This window comes from Nocardia sp. NPDC004711 (assembly GCF_053601595.1).
In genome coordinates this window covers 58,513-75,735 of sequence record NZ_JBSGCB010000022.1, presented here as the reverse complement: position 1 = coordinate 75,735, position 17,223 = coordinate 58,513, and the positions used below count along the sequence as shown (strand labels likewise).

Sequence of the window (17,223 nt, the reverse complement as noted above, 5' to 3'; positions counted from 1 at the left end):
TTTGCGGCGGCTCATTTCATGGCAGGGTGACTGTTCATGGGGACGGTCGGTGCTGACGTGTGGGATCTGGTGTTTCCGCCGGGCCCGCCCGAGCGGATCGCGGACATGTTCTCGGCGGCCGTGGTCGCCGACGCGATCCGGCCCTACGACGCCGATCTGGCGCAGTCGGTGGAGACCTGCCGGGACTGGCGGCGCGGCTACCACCGGGTTTTCCGGGGCATGACAGCGCTGGCCATCGGCGCGCCGGAGGTTTCGATCGGCATGGCCGAGGCGGGGCTGGGCGCGGTGCGCCACATGCTGCGGTTCACGGTCGGGCGCACGGTGGCGGCGCTGGACACCGTCGATGTGGACGCCGAGGCCGGCGGGACGGTCCTGGAGACCGCCGAGGTCCCGGGCGAGGCCCCCGCGGTGGAACGCCTCGAGGTGCCGTGGCGCGGGCTGCTGCTGGCCGACGACGCGCTGCGGTTGCGCCTGGCCGAGTGGCAGACCCGCGGGATTCTGGAAGCCGACTTCGTGGCGGCGATCGAGCGGGTCGTCGATCATCCGGAATGGTTGCGGCTGCCCGGTTTCCGGGTGACGGTGACCGGTGCGGCCGCCGAGATCGGCCCGTTGCGGCCGTTGCTGGGGTGGGGCGCGGACGTGCTCGCGGTGGATCGGCCGGGCCGGGTGCGATGGGAGCGGTTGCGGGCGGTCGCGAAGGCCGGGGCGGGGGTCATGCGGTTCCCGGTCGCGGACGGCGAACCCGGCGTGGACATCTCCCGGAGTTTTCCCGCTTTGGTCAGGTGGATCACCGCGCACAGTGACGCCCGGCCGGTGCTCGGGTTGTATGCCGGGCTGCCCGGGGCGGCCGGGGTCCGGCTCGCCGCCGCGTCCGACGTGCTCGCCGAAACCCTGCTGCGGCATCATTCCGATGCCGTACTGGCGCTGATCGGCTCGCCGACCGACACCTACGCCGTGCCCGCCTCCGTGGTGGCGGCGGCCCGGGATCGCTTGGCGGACCGCGGTATCCGTGGCAGCGCCCAGGATCTCCTGCATCGCCTGGCCCCCCACTCGCTCTATCGCCTCAACTACACGCGCCCGATCTTCGACTCCGAGGGCGGGGCCTGGGGTCTGTTCGACAATCTGCCCGCCCTGGCCGGACCGGATTACGCCCTGGCCCAACGTCTTCCGCGCTGGCGAGCCGTCCTGGCCCGGGCGGCGGAGCACACCGTGTCCTTCACCGTCGCCCCGCCCGCCTGGACCCGCAGCGTCGCCCGCGAATACCCCTGGCGCACTACGGCATACCGTGCCGCCTCCCGTTTCGGCATCGAGGTCTTCGACCCCGCCACTGCCCGCACCCTGCTCGCCGCCAAGCTGGTGGCGGATCTGTTCGCGGATGACGAACCCCGAAATGCCAACCCGGAGGCCCTCTTCGCCGCCGGCGCGGCCCACGGCGGCCTCTGGCGGCAGCCCTTCGCCCCGCGCTCGTTGCTGGCCCCGGCGGCGATCTCCGGCACGATCCAGGAGCTGCGCCACAAGCTGCCCTGATCCGCGTGCGGCCGGCGTATCCGCTCAGGGCAGGGGCGCGACGGCGGACCAGGGGACGGTGAGCAGGTTGTCGCGCAGGCGGCGGCGGTAGCGGCGGAGCGGAAAACCCTGCTCGCGCAGGAGGTTCGAGGCGTGCCGCCAGCGGACCCGGGGGCCGTAGGGGGCCAGGGGCGCGGCGACCGCCCAGGCGCGGTCGGCGGCGGTGAGCAGGGTGTGGATGGGTTCGCCGGGGACATTGCGGTGGATGAGGGCCTTGGGGAGGCGTTCGGCGATGTCGGAGGGGGTGCCGACGGTGAAGGGGTCCCAGGCGAGGGTCAGGGAGAGGGGCGCGGTGCGGTCGAGGAGGATCCAGGCGCAGCGCCGGCCCAGTTCGTCGCAGGTGCCGTCGAGGAGGAGGCCGTCCGGAGCCAGACCCGACTGGATGGTCGACCAGGCTTCGGGGACAGCGGATTCCGGGTACTGGCGCAGCACGTTGAAAGCCCGAACCAGGCTCGGCCGCAGGCCCGCGAGTTCGAAACCGCCGCGCGCGAACACCACCCCGTCCCGGCCGGGAACCACGCGCTCCGGATCGATCTCCAGGCCGACCACCCGCAGGTCCGGCCGGACGGTCCGCAGCCGGGCCGCCATCTCCAGGGTGGTGGCGGGGCTGGCGCCGTATCCGAGATCCACCACGAGCGGATCCGCGGCATCCAGCAATCGCCCGGCGACGAGCGAGTCGTGCGCCATCCAGCGATCGCCGCGGCGCAGCCGGTTGATGCCGGTGGTGCCGCGGGTGATCGTGCCGATCGGCTTGGTTACGCGACGGGGTGCTGCTGATCCAGCCAAACCTTCGTCACCTCGGCTTCGGCGCGGAACAGGTCCACCAGGTTGACCAGCATGAGCTGTTCGAGCCTGCGCCCGAAGAACGGAAGGTGGACCTGGGCCCGCGAGGAGGTGCGCAGCGTGCAACCGGTCTCGGTGCGGAACAAACGCATGGTGCCGCCGAGAGTGCCTGGGCTGTTGGGGATTTCGGCGGTGTACTCGCCGGTCACCTCGGGTCCGTAGGGGCCGTAGGTTTCCCGGCGGGTGATCACCATGTCCCTGTGTACCACCATCTGCGCCATCTCGGGCAGGGTGTCGCGGGGTAGCACGTGCCGCAGTTCGATCGTGATGCCGTGGTCCCCGGAGTCGAGGCTGACGATGTCGTTCGGGGAGTGCTTGCGCAGTTCCTCGATGCGGGCATCCCAGTGCTCGCGGTTCATCATCGCGGCGTACACCTCTCGGGTGGTGTGCAGCGGATACCGCGCGGAGTAGTCGAGTCGGCGTGCCACGATCGCTCAGGTTACTGCCGGGCGACCCCGGTCAGTGCGACCTTGGGGCGGGTCGCCGGCCGTGCACCGGGGTGCTCAATGCGAACTCAGCCAGGTGTCGGTGAACTCGGCCTCGCGCTCCAGCAGTTCGGTGAGGTGCTGCTGGATGGCGGCCTCGATCTTCTTGCCGAACAGCGGGATCTTCACGTCGATGGAGCCGTCCACCACGAAGGTGGAGCCGGAGCCGTTATCGGTGACGGTCAGGGTGCCGTTCACGGTGGCGGGCGCGCCGTCCACGCGGGCCTCGACGGTGCCGCCGCTGCCGTGCCAGGTCTCGGTGCGCGGAATGGTCAGGCCGTCGGGCTTGATCGCGGTGATCTGCGCGGGCAGCTCTTCGGCCGGAATCGTCTGCACCATGTCGACGCGCACCTGGTCACCGGTGATGACGAGGTTCTCGATGCGGGCATTGGGGCCGCCGACCGCCTCGATGCGGTCCTTCCAGTACTGCTCGTCGGCGAACGCCGCGCGCACCGCGGCCATGGGATGTGTCGAGTGCGCAGTGAAGGCCAGAGGTGTCGCCATGGTCGGACAGGCTACCGTCTGTGCCTGTGCGTACTTCTCGGGTGGTGTCGTTCGACGACCTGCGGGACCGGCTGACGGCGACCGGTGCGCGGCTGCGTGCCGCGGTCCCGTTGGCGGAGCTGACGACCCTGCGGGTCGGCGGTCCGGCCACGGTCGCCGACTGCGCGACCACCGACGCCCTGGTGGCGACCGTGCGCGAACTGGACGCGGCCGGAATTCCGATGCTGCTCATCGCGGGCGGCTCCAACCTGCTCATCGGGGATGACGGGTTCGACGGGGTTGTCGTGCGGATCGCGACCGAGGACGTCGAGATCACCGGTGACACGGTGATCGCCGCGGCGGGCGCGAACTGGGACGCGGTGGTGGCCGCGACCGTGGCGGCCGGTGTGGGCGGTCTCGAATGCCTGTCCGGAATTCCCGGTTCGGCCGGTGCCACACCGGTCCAGAATGTCGGCGCCTACGGTGTCGAGGTGGCGAGTCTGCTGCGTCGGGTCCGGTTGCTGGACCGTGCGACCGGCGAGATTCGCTGGGCCGGGCCGGAGGAGCTCGGATTCGGTTATCGCACTTCGGTTCTCAAGCACAGTGCCGCCGCCGTGGTGCTGGCGGTCGAATTCGCCCTGCGTGCTGACGGTTCCAGTGCGCCGCTCGCCTACCGCGAACTGGCCAATGCGCTCGGTGCGACCGAAGGCGAGTCCCGGCCCGCGGCGGAGGTGCGCGCCGCGGTGCTGCGTTTGCGGGCGGGCAAGGGCATGGTGCTGGATCCGGCGGATCACGACACCTGGAGTGCGGGATCGTTTTTCACCAATCCCGTGATTCCGGATGCGCAGGTGGCCGCGGTGCGCGCGGCGATCGCGTCACATCTGGGGGCGGACGTCGCCGTGCCCACCTATCCCGCGGACGGCGGGGTAAAGTTCTCGGCGGGCTGGCTCATCGAGCGCGCCGGCTTCGCCAAGGGCTTTCCGGGCGACGGGTCTCCAGCGCGGTTGTCGACCAAACACACGCTGGCGCTGACCAATCGGGGCGCGGCTACCGCGACCGATCTGGTGACTCTCGCCCGCACGGTTCGCGAGGGGGTTGCTGAGCGCTTCGGCATTCATCTGGATCCGGAACCTGTGACCGTGGGAGTCAGCCTGTAGCGAGTGGCTTTCGCCACCAATTCAGCGTCCGGAATACACGGTTTGCGGGGGTAGGGTCGAGCGAGTGAGTAATCGAGGACTGTCCCGCCGGGCGGCCATGCGGGCCGCTCTGGTGGCGTCGACGGCAGTGATCGCGGCGGCGTGTTCGTCGTCGAACAAGGGCGGTGGCGGCCCCGCGCAGCCGGCCGCTCCGATCGCGTCCGTCAAGCTGGAGCCGGGTAGCGGCACCGACAATGTCAACCCCACCACCGCGGTGTCGGCGACGGTCAGCAATGGCCGCATCGATCAGCTGGCGCTGACCAATTCCAATGGCAAGCAGGTAACCGGCACCTTCGATGCCACTCACAGCAAATTCACGGTGAACGAACCGCTCGGCTACGGCGCCACCTACACCTGGTCCGGCACCGCCATCGGCACCGACAACAAGCCGGTGGCCATCGACGGCAAGTTCACCACCATCAGCCCCAAGAACACCGCGCCCGCCACCATCAATATCGGTGACGGCCAGGAGGTCGGCATCGCGGCGCCGATCATGCTCCAGTTCAAGGGGCACGTCGAGAACAAGGCCGCGGTCGAGAAGGCGCTCGTCGTCACCGCCACCCCGGAGACCGAGGGCTCGTGGGCGTGGCTGCAGGACGAAAACGGCGGCTCCCGGGTGCACTGGCGGCCCCGCGAGTACTGGCAGCCGGGCACCACCGTGCACGTCGGCGCGAAGCTGTACGGCATGGACATGGGCAGTGGGCTGTTCGGCGACTCCGACCTGACCTCCGACTTCCGTATCGGCCGCGCCCAGATCGTGAAGGCCGCCGCCCCCACCCACCGCGTCCAGGTGGTGCGCGACGGGCAGACCGTCTTCGACTTCGCCTGCAGCTACGGCGAAGGCAACCAGGACCGCAATGTCACCCGCTCCGGCATCCACGTGGTGACCGAGAAGTACGAGGACTTCATGATGTCCAACCCGCCGTTCTACACGAACGTGCGGGAACGCTGGGCCGTGCGCATCTCCAACAATGGCGAGTTCATTCACGCCAATCCGGAATCGGTGTCCGCCCAGGGCAATTCGAACGTCACCAACGGCTGCATCAACCTCAACCCGACCGACGCCCAGGCCTACTTCCCGACCGCCCTCTACGGCGACCCGGTCGAGGTCACCGGCACCCGCATCCAGCTCTCCGCGGCGGACGGCGACATCTACGACTGGACCATCGACTGGGAGACCTGGAAGGGCCTCTCGGCGCTACAGGGCGAGCCGAAGAACCAGATCTCGGCCACCCCGCTCCCGCCCCAGCCCGTCGGCGGCCGCTGAAAACCCTTCCGCGACATGCGCGCCCTGAGTCCTTCGGAGCGGTGGTTCTGGATCATCGACCGGATCTCGCCGTCGAATTGCACTGGGCGCGTGCGGGTTCACGGGCGGGTTGCGGCGCGGCGGCTGGAGGAGGCGGCCGCTGCGCTGGTGGCGGAGTATCCGCTCCTGCGGGTAGGGGTAGTGGACGAGGCGGGCCGGGATCCGTGGTTCCGGGCTGTGCCTGAGCCGCGAATTCCGGTGCGGCGCATGGAGTCGCACGACTCCGAGGCGTGGGTGCGGGAGATCGATGCCGAGATGGCTGATCCCTTCGATACCGCGAAGGGGTTGGCCCGCATTGTCGATATCGCCGTCGGCGCGGGGACATCGGACGAGTTCCATGACGTCGTGCTCACGATCTCGCACCTCATCGTGGACGGCCGGTCGCTGATGGCGTTGCTGCAGAAGCTGATCGGGCATGCGGCGGGGGCGAGTGCCGGGGTGGCGGAGCGTGCGGAGGTTCCGGCCGCGGATGATCTGATTCCCGCCGGGGCGCGGGGGTGGTGGCGGTGGGCGTATGCGACGCTGTTCGATCAGGTGGCGGCGCTCGGGCAGCGGCCGCAGCGCGTGGCCGGTGCGCGGGCGGCGCTACCGGAGCGGCGAACCAGGGTCGTGCACCGGGTGCTCGATCGGGAAGCGCTGGCGGCGTTGGTAACCGACTGCCGGCGCGCCGGAGTCACCGTGCACGGGGCGCTGGCCGCCGCGGCGGCGTCCGCGGTCGGCGCCTCGAATTCCGGGGGGAGCGGAATCGCCGGGATCGCGTCGCCCGTGGATTTCCGGGAATTGCTCTCCCCGCGTCCGGCCGGCGATGAGCCGGGGATCTATGCGCCGGTGCTGGTCGGATTCGTGCCGTTCGGAGTTCCGCTGTGGACCGCGGCCCGGTCGGTGAAACGCCAACTCGAGCGCGGGGTGCGGCAGCGGCGGCATCTGGCGACGGTGGCGGGCATGCGATTCGGGACGCCGCGGGCGCTGGAATCCGGCCGGCGCCTGGCGGACCTGGTGGATCGGCGGGCGCCGTGGAATGTGTCGGTCACCAATCTGGGGCGGGTCGAACTCCCGGAAACGGCCGGGGCATGGCGGCTTTCGGGGCTGACGCTGGCCGCGTCGAATTCCTGTGTGAGCGTGCTGACGGTGGCGGTCGCGACCGCGCACGGGGAAATGCGCCTCGGGTTCTGCTACGCCGAACCGGTCCTGTCCGAGCGGCGGGCGGCGGATTTCGCGGACGCGATGCTGACCGCGCTGCGCGAGCGCCCGGATCCGTCAGCCGAGCCGCTGCACCAGCCGGGCGCGTAGCGCGGCCCGGTCGGGCTTGCTGGTGCGCCCGCCGAACGGGATCTCCGCGACCAGCACGATGTCGTCCGGCAGCGCGGAAACATCGATCAGGGAGGGTAATTCGCGGCGTAGCCGGTCCTCGAGATCGGAGGCGTCCGGGTCCGCCACCACGGCCAGCACGATGCGCTCGTCGCCGATCTCGTCGGGAATGCCGACCATGATGGCCTGCCGTACGCCCTCGACGCCCGCGATGGCCGGCTCGTACAGGCCCGGATAGATATTGGTCTTGCCGCGGATCATCATGTCCTTCTTGCGGCCCATCAGCACCAGGGTGCCGCCCTCGAACCGGGCGAGGTCGCCGGTGGCGATCTCCTTCACCGGCGGTTCCCCGAGGTAGCCGCGGCACAGATTGGGGCCGGAGAGGATGAGCTCGCCGTCGTCGGCCAGACGCGCGTCCACGCCCTCGACCGGTGGGCCGAGCGGGTCACCGGGTCCCTCGAAGGCCAGCTTGTCCGCGCCGGAGGTGATGGCCACCGGCAGGATCTCGGTCATGCCGTAGACGGCCAGCAATTCGGTGTCCGGGAGGGCGGCGCGGGCGCGGCGCAGCAGCGCGGTGGTGACCGGCGCGCCGCCCAGCGAGATCTCCTCCAGGTGCACCGGCGCGACCAGTCGCCCGGCCTCGATGGCGTCCAGCACCACCGCCAGGTCGGCGGGGGTGAAGAAGGCGTGCGTCGCCGTGTCGAGGGTGCGCGCGAAGCTGATCGGGTCGATGTGGGTGCCGAAGCGCGGATACCGCGGCATGGACCAGCGTGCGCCCTCCAGCACCGCGGGCAGCCCCATCATCAGCTGTTCGGTGTGCAGGTGCGAACCGGGCATGAGGCTGGTGCAGCCCGCCATGGCCGCCAGACCGGCGCCCAGCGAACCGCGGGTGTGCACAACGGCTTTCGGGTCGGCGGTGGTGCCGGAGGTGAAGACGATGAGCGCCTCGGCGTCGGGGTCCTCGACGGGCGCATCGAAGGTCGATGTGGTCGCGGGACCCTGCCAACCGGGCTCGGAACCCACCAGCTGCCGCAGCAGGAGGGCCCCGCGCGGCGTGCCCGGTAGCCACGGCCCGCAGCGGATATGCCGCACCGGCAGCTGCCCGAACTCCGGCAGCGACAGCCCGAGCCGGCGGCCGAACCCGCGCAGCGGCCCGCTCAGCAGGTACAGCAGCGATTCCGTCGCGGCCCAGCTCGGCTGCACCAATTCGATGCGGCGCGCGAACAATTCGGGCCCGACGCCCGGGTCCACGAACACGATGGTGCCACCCGCCGCGATGGTCCCGAACACCATGACCACGGCGTCCACGCAGGGCCGGACGGAGAACAGCATGCGGTCGCCGGGCCGGAAGCCCATGCCGTGCAGGCGTTTCACGACCAGCCGGACGCGGGCGTCGAGTTCGGCGAAGCTGAGCGGTGGTTCGCCGATCATGCCCAGCGCGGGCGCGTCGGGGGTGCGCAGCACCTGCTCGCGGAGCAGAGTGGTGAAATCCTCACCCGCCGAGGGGTATCCAGCGTTCACCGGATGTCCACCAGCTCCGGTTTGTAGCGATGGTCGGCGTACCAGGCGAGAGTCTTGCGCACACCCCAGGCTCGCACGCGCCGGTTGGAGCCGTACACCCGCACGTCCCGGCGCAGCCCGTAGTCGGTGGTGAGCGTGCGCACTGCGTTCACCAGCGCCCGATCCTCGTGCAGCTCCTCGATGGCGGTGCGCGGGAATCCGCCCGCGGCCTCGTACAGTTCGGCGGTGATGGCCATATTGCAGCCGGGCGTCATGACATACGGGCCCAGGTAGCGCGGATCGCGGTTGCCGGGCCGGAATTTCCCGAACAGGGAGGCCACCTCCAGCGCGACCAGGATGATGGTGCGATCACGCAGCCGCACGCCCTCGTCGGAGCGCGGGATCAGCTGCCCGCTGATCAGCCGCAGCCCCGAGTCGAAGGCGGCCCGGATGCGCGCGGTCCAGTCGGGGGCGGGCAGGCAGTCGGCGTCGGTGCGGGCCAGCCGGGTCGCACCGGCCGCGATGGCGTGCCGCATGCCGGTGTCGGCGGCCGCGCCGGTGCCCTTGCGCAGCTCGGTGATCACCTCGACGCGCAGGCCCGGATGGGTGTCCGCGAAATCGCGCACCACCTTGACGGTGGCGTCGGTGGAGTTGTTGTCCACCACCAGCAGCGTGAAGTCCCGGTCCTGCTGCCCGGCCAGGGCGGACAGCGTGCCGGCGATGCCGTGCTCCTCGTTGTAGGCGGGCACGATCACCCACAGTTCGTTCATGGCCCCTCCCGGCGGATTCCTCGCCCCGGCTTACGGTTTCGGCAGGCGGTAGGCGATGGCCGCGGCCGACGGCCCGGCCCCGGCGGCCACGAACAAGGCTACGTCGGCCCGATCGAGCTTGCCGCTGTCGCGGGCCGCCAGATACGCCACCGGGAGTGCCGAGGTGTGCGAGTCGAAGCGCGGGGAGGCGGAGTGCTCGGTGTCGTCGGCGCTGACCGCCTCCGGCGCGATGCCCAGGCGCGCGGCCAGCAGTGCGGGGAATCCGGGGGTGGGCCGCCCGCAGATGAGCACCGTCCGCGCGGGGGGAGCGTCGGCCACGTCGAGCGCCTCGGACGCTGCCGAAACCGCGTGGTGCAGCAGCTCTTCCACATCGCCGGTGCGGTTCACGGTGATCGAGGACCGGCCGGTCGAGCCCATCTCCGACAGCCGCACGAAGCCCTCCGCGGCGGGCCGCCCGTCGGTGGCGCTGATGTGCAGCGCCCCGAATCCGGCTGTGCCCGGCCGCTTTTCCAGCAGCATGGCCGCACCCACCGGCTTGATCGGGAAGCCCGGCTGCGGTTCGGGGGATTTCGACGGATGCGCGTCACCGGAGACCAGCAGCACCCGGTGCACGGTCGGGGCCTCCAGCAGCGCCTGGCTGACCTGGATGGCATTGAGCACGCCGCAGGCACCGTTCATCAGGTCGAAGGACAGGCACGGCACATCGCCGCTGCGATACTCCAGCCCGATGCCGGCCTGCTGTTGAATCAGCGCGGACATGGCGGGTTCCACCATGTTCGAGTCGCGATAGACGCCGGTATTGATCAGCGCGTCGATCTGCTCCGGCGTGGCGCCGGCCTCCGCGATGGCCCGGCGCGCCGCGGCCGCCGCCTGCTCGATGGAGCTGCCGCCGCCGATTTCGGTGGTTACGGAAGAAATGACGATTCCCATGCTGCATCACACCCGAAGGTCGCCGAGCGTCACCGACAGAAACCCGGCCACGACGCCGGAAGCCGCGGGCACCATCAGTACTTTCGCCCCGGACGCTATCCGCTGTTGTTTGAGCGCGTCGTGTAAGACCACGAAATGCGAGGTGGATGCGGTGTTGCCATAGCGGTCCAGGACCATGAGCGCGGGCGGCACCGGGGCGTCGAATTCGCGTTCGGCGATCTTCGATACCAATTCCACCGCGGGTGCGCTGAATTGATGATGGATCACGTGGTCGTAGCCCTCCGCCGCGAAACTGCTGTCGTTCTCGCGTAGGAAATCCCGCTGCCGGGTGGTCCACAGCAGATAACGGGATTCATTGTGCATCGCCCGGTTGTCGGTGTACAGCGCGATGCCGGAACTGCGGTCGCTGGGCATGCCCAGGCACAACTGTGCGAAACCGGCGCTGGTATTGAGTTCGATGTAGTCGATGCCCTCGTCGGCGCTGCCTTCGCTGTCCAGAATGACGGCGGCCGCACCGTCGCCGACGGTCAGCGAGGCGAACTGCGGATCGTATTTCTCGGACATCTCACGCACGGCGGTGTCGGAGATGGGCGTGATGTACTCCCCGGAAACCACCAGCCCGCGTTTCACCATGCCCGCACGAATCATGCGATCCAGCACCAGAACTCCGCTCATCATGCCCGCGCAGGCATTGGAGACGTCGAAGTGGATGGCCCCGGTCGCACCGAGTTCATTGCGGATCATGAGTGCGAAGGACGGCTCCACACAGAATTCGCCGTCGCGAATGCGGGTGATGGAGCAGGAGATGACGATGTCCAGATCGGCAGCGTCATAGGACGAATTGTCCAGCGCGGTCCGCGCCGCGGCCAGCGCGACGCTCAGGGAATCCTCGTTCTCGGCGCAGCGGCGGCGGTGCCGCACGCCGCTGATGCGCTCCAGGTCGATGGGGGAGTCGACGGCCAGCTGGGCCAGCAACTCCGCGGTCGATATCTCGGTGTCGGGCAGATAGGACCCGACCGCCTCGATTCGTGATCTCACCATGTTCACTCCAAGCAGCCCTCGGTTGCGGGCGACGCTAGCAGTGCCGGTATTTCGGATTTGAAAAATCTATGGTTCAGATCGTGTGAGGTGAACTACATTGCGGCACAACACCATTTGACCTACCCCCGCAGAGGCGACTTCACGAGCGGCGGGCGAAACGTCCCGCCTCGGCCTGATCGCGCGGCTTGACGACAATGGTGTCCAGATCGACGTGCGGCGGGCGCGAGGCCACGAAGCCCACGATCTCCGCGATGTCCTGCGCGACCAGCGGATCGATGCCCTGGTACACACTCGCCGCGCGCTCGGCGTCGCCACCGAAACGCACCAGCGAGAATTCGGTCTCCACCGCGCCCGGCGCGATCTCGGTCAGCCGCACCGGCTGACCCAGCAGCTCGCCCCGCAGCGTCCGGTGCAGCACCGCCTGCGCGTGCTTGGCCGACGTGTAGCCGGAGCCGTTGTCGTAGGTGGAGAACGCGGCCACCGAGGTGATGGTGACGATCAGGCCGTCACCGGAGGCGATCAGCTTGGGCAGCAACGACTTCGTGAGCCGCAGCGTGCCCAGCACATTGGTCTCCCACATCCAGCGCCAGTCGTCCAGATCCGCCTCGAGCACCGGCGCCAGGCCCTTCGCGCCGCCGGCATTGTTGACCAGCACATCGCAGCGCTCGACGGCCTCGGTGAAGGCGCGCACCGACTCCTCGTCGGTCACGTCCAGCGGCAGTGCGGTCCCGCCGATCTCCGCGGCCAGCTGCTCCAGCCGATCGACCCGGCGGGCGCCGACGTACACGTGGTACCCCTGCTTGGCGAGTTCGCGGGCGGTTGCCTCGCCGATACCCGAACTGGCTCCGGTCACCACAGCGGTACGAGTGCTCATGTCCCTGAGCTTAGGCAGGGCGTGTCGCCGGTGCGTCGCGGGTGGTTAGCCTCACTCCTATGGCGATTCGGGAAGTAGCAAGCGCGGACGGCACGACCATCGTTTACCGGGTCACCGGTCCGGAGGGGGCCCGGCCGCTCGTGCTCCTGCACGGCTGGTCCGGAAACCTGCGCTGCTGGGGGCAGGCCGCCGACCTGCTCGCCGAGCAATTCCGGGTGATCGCCGTCGACCTGCGCGGCCACGGCTACTCCGACGCTCCCGAGGCCGGATACGACGACCCGAAGAACTGGGCAGCCGATATCGCCGCGGTGCTCGCCGCCGAGGACATCTCCTCCGGCGCGATCCTGCTGGGCTGGTCCTACGGCGGCATCGTGCTGTCCGATTACCTGACCGCCTACGGGACCGGCGCGATCGCGGGCGTCGTCTACACCGGTTCACAGGCCAATATCGGCCGCGGCGTCCAGGGCGCGGAGACCGGTCCGGGCATGAGCAAGGCCATCCCCGACGTCTTCGACGAGAGCGCGGGCAAGGCCATGCGCGGTTTCGCCGCCTTCGGCAATGCCAATACCGGGCCCGGCCGCGACAAGGGCGTGGACGCCCAGCGCCTGCTCGGCGGGAGCATCGCCACTCTGCCCCGGGTACGCAAGGCCCTGTTCTATCGCACCGTCGACAACACCGAGACCCTGCGCGGCCTGGACGTGCCGGTGCTGGTGCTGCACGGCACAGCCGACCCGGTCGTGCCGATCGAGAACGGCCGTTACATCGCCGGCGCCGCGCCGGACGTGCGAACCTCCTACTGGGAGGGCGCGCAGCACGGCCTCTTCATCGAGGATCCCCGCCGGTTCGTGACGGAGATCACCAATTTCGTTGAGGCGCTGGGGTAATCGCGCATCGCGGAAGTTCGGGGACGAAGCCCGCGAGCGACTCACGCGAGTTGTGACCGACCTCACTTGGGAAGGTAACCCGTGCATGGGGTGTTACTACCCCCGTGCACACTGGAGTGGTGAGTCAGCGCCTGGACCTACGGCCCAATCGAATTGCCGTGTTATCGGTGCATACCTCACCACTCGCCCAGCCCGGGACCGGCGACGCGGGCGGCATGAACGTCTACGTGCTGCAGACCGCCATCGAGCTGGCCCGTCGCGGCACCGAGGTCGAGATCTTCACCCGGGCCACCTCCTCCAATGACGAACCGGTGGTCGAGGCCGCGCCGGGCGTGCTGGTCCGCACGGTGGCCGCCGGGCCCTTCGAGGGGCTCGACAAACACGATCTGCCCACCCAGCTGTGCCCCTTCGCCGCCGAGGTGCTGCGCACCGAGGCCCGCAATCTGCCCGGCCACTACGACCTCATCCACTCGCACTACTGGCTCTCCGGTCAGGTCGGCTGGCTGGCCCGCGACCGCTGGCGGGTGCCCATGGTGCACACCGCTCACACCCTGGCCGCGGTCAAGAACGCCTACCTCGCCGAGGGCGACTGCCCCGAGCCCGCGGTCCGCGAGATCGGTGAGAAGCAGATCGTCGCCGAGGCCGACCGGCTGGTCGCCAATACCGCCGACGAGGCCCGGCAGCTGATCGAGCTGTACGGCGCGGACCCCGACCACATCGATGTGGCCCTGCCCGGCGCCGACCTGACCCGCTACCAGCCCGGCGACAAGCTCGCCGCCCGCCGCGAACTCGGCCTGCCCGCGAACGAGCGCATCGTCGCCTTCATCGGGCGCATCCAGCCGCTCAAGGCCCCCGACGTGCTGGTGCGCGCGGCGGCCCAGGTGCTGGCCGAGGAGGCCGCCCTGCCGACCCCGCCGCAACGCCCGCTGCGCGTGGTGATCGTGGGCGGCCCGTCCGGCAGCGGACTGAAGAAACCCGAGGCCCTGATCGAACTGGCTGCGGCCCTGGGCATTTCGGACCGCGTCACCTTCCTGCCGCCCCAGCCCGCGCACCGGCTGGTACAGGTCTACCGGGCCGCCGACCTGGTGGCCGTGCCCAGCTACAACGAATCCTTCGGCCTGGTCGCCATCGAGGCGCAGGCCAGCGGCACCCCGGTGCTCGCCGCCGATGTGGGCGGGCTGAGCACCGCCGTCCACGACGGCGTCTCCGGCCTGCTGGTCCCCGGCCACCAGACCGGCGACTGGGCCGCGGCCCTGCATTCGCTGCTCGACGATTCGGGCAAGCTCGAGGACATGGGCCGGGCCGCGGTCGGGCACGCCGCCAACTTCTCCTGGGCGCACACGGCCGAGGCGCTGCTCGACAGCTATGCCGCCGCGCTCGCCCAGGCGCCGGCCGCCCGGCCGCACAGCGGTAACCTGCACACCGACAGCAATCACGCCAGATCGCTGGCGCTGTGGCGGCGTCGGATGGGAGCAGTACGCAGATGAGCGAGGCCGACCGCACCGAGGAGTGGACGCCCCGCCCGCATGCCAGCACCGGCGGCCTGAACGACGAAACCGCCCGTGCCACCGCCCAACTCATCGACGAGACGCTGCGCGAACGGGAGATCGAGTACACCCGCGACGCCCCCGACCTGTTCGTGGTGGTGCTCCCCGGTGAACGCAAGCTCAAGACCGTCATCGGCGTCAGTGTCGGCAAGCACGGCGTCCGCATGGAGTCCTTCGTCTGCCGCAAGCCCGACGAGAACTTCGAGGGCGTCTACAAATTCCTGCTCCGCCGCAACCGCCGCCTCTACGGCGTGGCCTACACCATCGACCGCGTCGGCGACATCTACCTGGTCGGCCGCATGTCCAATGACCGTGTCACCCCCGACGAACTCGACCGCTGGCTCGGCCAGATCCTCGAGGCCGTCGACGCCGACTTCAACACCCTCCTCGAACTCGGCTTCGCCGAATCCATTCGCAGGGAATGGAAATGGCGGGTCGCCCGCGGCGAGTCGCTGAAGAACCTCCGCGCCTTCGAACACCTGGTGGACTGACCCGCCTCCCCGAGACTTCAGTGCACGGCCGAGCGCCGTCGGCGTCGGCAACGCGTGCCGGAGGCTGGGAGCCGACCGATTGCGGACGTCCCCGGCGAGTTACCCCGACCGTTGCGAAATCAGTTGTCACCGTGGCATACGGAGAACGAGCTCCGTGCGCGACAATCGGCCGGACCATCGGGACACGGAAGCGCACAGGAGGCGGTCGGCGATGACGGTATTAGCGCTGGATATCGGAGCGACCAAATTCGCGGCGGCGGCCGTGGATTCGGATGGAGCGGTGGGGAGTCCGCGGCGGATCGCGGTACCGGAATCCGGGGTGTGGGATGCCTGCCGGGCATTGCTGACCGATGTTGCCGGGGATGCCCGCATCAGTGCGGTGGGCATCGGGTCGGCCGGGCCGGTGGATGTGGGTGCCGGAGTTTGCGGGCCGCTCAATATTCCGGAGTGGGCCGAGGGATTTCCGATCGTGGATGCGGTGCGGAAATTGTTTCCGGAGGCCGAGATTCGGTTCGCCATCGACGGTGTGTGCCTGGTGCTGGCCGAGCAGCGCTTCGGGGCTGCGCGCGGGGTGCCGAATGTGCTCGCCATGACTGTTTCGTCGGGAATTGGCGGCGGCATCATCTCCGATGACCGGGTTGTCATGGGACGCACCGGAAATGGCGGGCACGTCGGTCATATTGTCGTGCCCGGTCGGGACGAGCCCTGCGCGTGCGGTGGATTCGGGTGTGTGGAAGCCGTGGCAAGTGGCAAATCCTCGGTGCGCTGGGCGCGGCGGCAGGGCTGGACCGGAACGACCGGGGTGGAGCTCGCGGCCGCGGCGCACGCGGGGGAGCCGATCGCGGTGGCCGCCCTCGAGCGCGCGGGCACCGCGATCGGGACGGCTGTCGCCTCGGCCGCCGCCTTGCTCGACACCGATCTGGTGGTCATCGGGGGCGGCTTCGCGCAATCCGGCGAACCGCTGTGGGGTTCGCTGCGGACCGCCGCCGCGGCACACGCGCGGCTGAAGTTTCTGCGCGGACTGCGCGTGGTGCCGTCCGAATTGACCGATCAGGCCACCCTGCAGGGTGCCGCGATTCTCGCCCTCGGGGCCCCGAATGCAGGCGAAACCCCGCGTGGGAGGATGACTTCATGACGTACACCCTCGTGTTGCTGCGCCACGGCGAGAGCGAATGGAATGCCCTGAACCTGTTCACCGGTTGGGTGGACGTTCGTCTCACCGACAAGGGTGTCGCGGAAGGCAAGCGTGCCGGTGAATTGCTCGCCGAGCACGGGATTCTGCCGGATATCGTCTACACCTCACTGCTTCGCCGTGCCATCAGCACCGCCAACAATGCCCTCGACGCCTGCGACCGGCACTGGATTCCGGTGGTCCGCGACTGGCGCCTGAACGAGCGCCACTACGGCGCGCTGCAGGGCAAGAACAAGGCGGAGATCAAGGAGCAGTACGGCAACGACCAGTTCATGCTGTGGCGCCGCAGCTACGACACCCCGCCGCCGCCGATCGAGGTGGACAGCGAGTACAGCCAGGACGGCGACCCGCGCTACGCCGGCATCGAGGTGCCGCGCACCGAGTGCCTCAAGGACGTCGTGGCCCGCATGGTTCCCTACTGGGAGGACACCATCGCGGCCGATGTGCGCTCGGGCAAGACGGTTCTCGTTGCCGCGCATGGTAATTCGCTGCGCGCCCTGGTGAAGCACCTGGAGAACATCTCGGACGAGGAGATTTCCGAGCTGAACATCCCTACGGGTATCCCGCTCAAGTACGAGCTGGACGAGAACCTGCGGCCGATCGGCAAGGGCGAATACCTCGACCCCGAGGCCGCCGCGGCGGGCGCCGCCGCCGTGGCCGGCCAGGGCGGCAAGTAATTCGAAACGAAACTCGCGCTGTGACCGGATTATGCGGTCACAGCGCGTTTTTCATTTCCGGCGAGGTTTTCGCGTCGAAGCCTCGATCGGAATGCCTTATCCGCGGCTGTGATCCGCGTCTCACTACGTG

Annotated in this window: 17 protein-coding genes; 9 read left to right on the top strand and 8 right to left on the bottom strand. The window is 69.5% G+C overall.

Annotation, left to right across the window (positions count from 1 at the left end; translation table 11 throughout):
• Positions 1 to 36: 36 nt before the first annotated feature.
• Complete coding sequence (locus ACWEKS_RS23240) at positions 37 to 1,527, top strand: hypothetical protein (protein WP_452342000.1); 1,491 nt, start codon at positions 37 to 39, stop codon at positions 1,525 to 1,527.
• A gap of 24 nt (positions 1,528 to 1,551) precedes the next feature.
• On the opposite strand, the gene ACWEKS_RS23235 is transcribed toward ACWEKS_RS23240, so the two are convergent.
• From ACWEKS_RS23235 to ACWEKS_RS23225, 3 genes are all read right to left on the bottom strand, one after another.
• Positions 1,552 to 2,352 (bottom strand): class I SAM-dependent methyltransferase, encoded by an 801-nt coding sequence (locus tag ACWEKS_RS23235; RefSeq protein ID WP_452341999.1) that lies wholly within the window; start codon positions 2,350 to 2,352, stop codon positions 1,552 to 1,554.
• Entirely contained in the window at positions 2,322 to 2,837 is a 516-nt protein-coding gene (locus tag ACWEKS_RS23230; RefSeq protein WP_452341998.1) for a DUF2505 domain-containing protein, read from the bottom strand. The genes ACWEKS_RS23235 and ACWEKS_RS23230 overlap by 31 nt, the downstream gene beginning before the upstream one ends.
• A 75-nt stretch (positions 2,838 to 2,912) precedes the next feature.
• Positions 2,913 to 3,398, bottom strand: coding sequence for a DUF2505 domain-containing protein (locus tag ACWEKS_RS23225; protein ID WP_379399578.1), 486 nt, complete (start codon positions 3,396 to 3,398; stop codon positions 2,913 to 2,915).
• Between the two features lie 44 nt (positions 3,399 to 3,442).
• On the opposite strand from ACWEKS_RS23225, the gene ACWEKS_RS23220 reads away from it, so the two are divergent.
• From ACWEKS_RS23220 to ACWEKS_RS23210, 3 genes are all read left to right on the top strand, one after another.
• Positions 3,443 to 4,534, top strand: coding sequence for a UDP-N-acetylmuramate dehydrogenase (locus ACWEKS_RS23220; protein ID WP_452342077.1), 1,092 nt, complete (start codon positions 3,443 to 3,445; stop codon positions 4,532 to 4,534).
• A 97-nt stretch (positions 4,535 to 4,631) separates the two neighbouring features.
• Complete coding sequence (locus ACWEKS_RS23215; protein ID WP_452342076.1) at positions 4,632 to 5,840, top strand: L,D-transpeptidase; 1,209 nt, start codon at positions 4,632 to 4,634, stop codon at positions 5,838 to 5,840.
• 90 nt (positions 5,841 to 5,930) lie between these two features.
• Positions 5,931 to 7,169 carry a phthiocerol/phthiodiolone dimycocerosyl transferase family protein gene (locus tag ACWEKS_RS23210; RefSeq protein ID WP_452341997.1) on the top strand — a complete coding sequence of 413 codons (1,239 nt, stop codon included), beginning with the start codon at positions 5,931 to 5,933 and terminating at the stop codon, positions 7,167 to 7,169.
• Here ACWEKS_RS23210 and ACWEKS_RS23205 read toward each other — a convergent pair.
• The 5 genes from ACWEKS_RS23205 to ACWEKS_RS23185 all read right to left on the bottom strand — a co-directional run bounded on the left by ACWEKS_RS23205 (position 7,137) and on the right by ACWEKS_RS23185 (position 12,302).
• A complete protein-coding gene (locus tag ACWEKS_RS23205) occupies positions 7,137 to 8,708 on the bottom strand; it encodes a class I adenylate-forming enzyme family protein (RefSeq protein ID WP_452341996.1) in 1,572 nt (523 codons plus the stop codon). The genes ACWEKS_RS23210 and ACWEKS_RS23205 overlap by 33 nt on opposite strands.
• Positions 8,705 to 9,457: a glycosyltransferase gene (locus tag ACWEKS_RS23200; RefSeq protein ID WP_452341995.1), complete on the bottom strand. Its 753-nt coding sequence runs from the start codon at positions 9,455 to 9,457 to the stop codon at positions 8,705 to 8,707. Before ACWEKS_RS23200 ends, ACWEKS_RS23205 begins: the two co-directional genes overlap by 4 nt.
• A gap of 30 nt (positions 9,458 to 9,487) precedes the next feature.
• Positions 9,488 to 10,387 (bottom strand): hypothetical protein, encoded by a 900-nt coding sequence (locus ACWEKS_RS23195; RefSeq protein WP_452341994.1) that lies wholly within the window; start codon positions 10,385 to 10,387, stop codon positions 9,488 to 9,490.
• Positions 10,388 to 10,393: 6 nt separating this feature from the next.
• Complete coding sequence (locus ACWEKS_RS23190; RefSeq protein ID WP_452341993.1) at positions 10,394 to 11,428, bottom strand: 3-oxoacyl-ACP synthase III family protein; 1,035 nt, start codon at positions 11,426 to 11,428, stop codon at positions 10,394 to 10,396.
• 139 nt (positions 11,429 to 11,567) lie between these two features.
• The gene (locus tag ACWEKS_RS23185) at positions 11,568 to 12,302 is read right to left on the bottom strand and encodes an SDR family NAD(P)-dependent oxidoreductase (RefSeq protein ID WP_354846970.1); all 735 of its coding nucleotides are present in this window, start codon (positions 12,300 to 12,302) and stop codon (positions 11,568 to 11,570) included.
• 59 nt (positions 12,303 to 12,361) lie between these two features.
• Here ACWEKS_RS23185 and ACWEKS_RS23180 point away from each other — a divergent pair, with 59 nt between their 5' ends.
• The 5 genes from ACWEKS_RS23180 (at position 12,362) to ACWEKS_RS23160 (ending at position 17,093) form a co-directional block, all read left to right on the top strand.
• On the top strand, positions 12,362 to 13,186 hold the full coding sequence (locus ACWEKS_RS23180) for an alpha/beta fold hydrolase (RefSeq protein ID WP_452341992.1): 825 nt from the start codon (positions 12,362 to 12,364) through the stop codon (positions 13,184 to 13,186).
• A 119-nt stretch (positions 13,187 to 13,305) separates the two neighbouring features.
• Positions 13,306 to 14,673 carry a D-inositol-3-phosphate glycosyltransferase gene (gene mshA, locus ACWEKS_RS23175; protein ID WP_452341991.1) on the top strand — a complete coding sequence of 456 codons (1,368 nt, stop codon included), beginning with the start codon at positions 13,306 to 13,308 and terminating at the stop codon, positions 14,671 to 14,673.
• Positions 14,670 to 15,224, top strand: a complete 555-nt coding sequence (locus ACWEKS_RS23170) for a YbjN domain-containing protein (protein ID WP_452341990.1) — start codon at positions 14,670 to 14,672, stop codon at positions 15,222 to 15,224. The genes mshA and ACWEKS_RS23170 overlap by 4 nt, the downstream gene beginning before the upstream one ends.
• A gap of 211 nt (positions 15,225 to 15,435) precedes the next feature.
• Positions 15,436 to 16,359 (top strand): ROK family protein, encoded by a 924-nt coding sequence (locus tag ACWEKS_RS23165; protein WP_452341989.1) that lies wholly within the window; start codon positions 15,436 to 15,438, stop codon positions 16,357 to 16,359.
• On the top strand, positions 16,356 to 17,093 hold the full coding sequence (locus tag ACWEKS_RS23160) for a phosphoglyceromutase (protein WP_354846955.1): 738 nt from the start codon (positions 16,356 to 16,358) through the stop codon (positions 17,091 to 17,093). The genes ACWEKS_RS23165 and ACWEKS_RS23160 overlap by 4 nt, the downstream gene beginning before the upstream one ends.
• Positions 17,094 to 17,223: the final 130 nt, after the last annotated feature.

What these genes read in the sequence shown, in the direction of transcription:
- ACWEKS_RS23185 (WP_354846970.1), bottom strand. Translation starts at nt 12,302, where the DNA reads ATGAGCACTCGTACCGCTGTGGTGACCGGAGCCAGTTCGGGTATCGGC.
- ACWEKS_RS23160 (WP_354846955.1), top strand. Translation starts at nt 16,356, where the DNA reads ATGACGTACACCCTCGTGTTGCTGCGCCACGGCGAGAGCGAATGGAAT.
- ACWEKS_RS23190 (WP_452341993.1), bottom strand. Translation starts at nt 11,428, where the DNA reads ATGGTGAGATCACGAATCGAGGCGGTCGGGTCCTATCTGCCCGACACC.
- ACWEKS_RS23180 (WP_452341992.1), top strand. Translation starts at nt 12,362, where the DNA reads ATGGCGATTCGGGAAGTAGCAAGCGCGGACGGCACGACCATCGTTTAC.
- ACWEKS_RS23200 (WP_452341995.1), bottom strand. Translation starts at nt 9,457, where the DNA reads ATGAACGAACTGTGGGTGATCGTGCCCGCCTACAACGAGGAGCACGGC.
- ACWEKS_RS23225 (WP_379399578.1), bottom strand. Translation starts at nt 3,398, where the DNA reads ATGGCGACACCTCTGGCCTTCACTGCGCACTCGACACATCCCATGGCC.
- ACWEKS_RS23215 (WP_452342076.1), top strand. Translation starts at nt 4,632, where the DNA reads ATGCGGGCCGCTCTGGTGGCGTCGACGGCAGTGATCGCGGCGGCGTGT.
- ACWEKS_RS23165 (WP_452341989.1), top strand. Translation starts at nt 15,436, where the DNA reads ATGACGGTATTAGCGCTGGATATCGGAGCGACCAAATTCGCGGCGGCG.
- ACWEKS_RS23195 (WP_452341994.1), bottom strand. Translation starts at nt 10,387, where the DNA reads ATGGGAATCGTCATTTCTTCCGTAACCACCGAAATCGGCGGCGGCAGC.
- ACWEKS_RS23240 (WP_452342000.1), top strand. Translation starts at nt 37, where the DNA reads ATGGGGACGGTCGGTGCTGACGTGTGGGATCTGGTGTTTCCGCCGGGC.
- ACWEKS_RS23170 (WP_452341990.1), top strand. Translation starts at nt 14,670, where the DNA reads ATGAGCGAGGCCGACCGCACCGAGGAGTGGACGCCCCGCCCGCATGCC.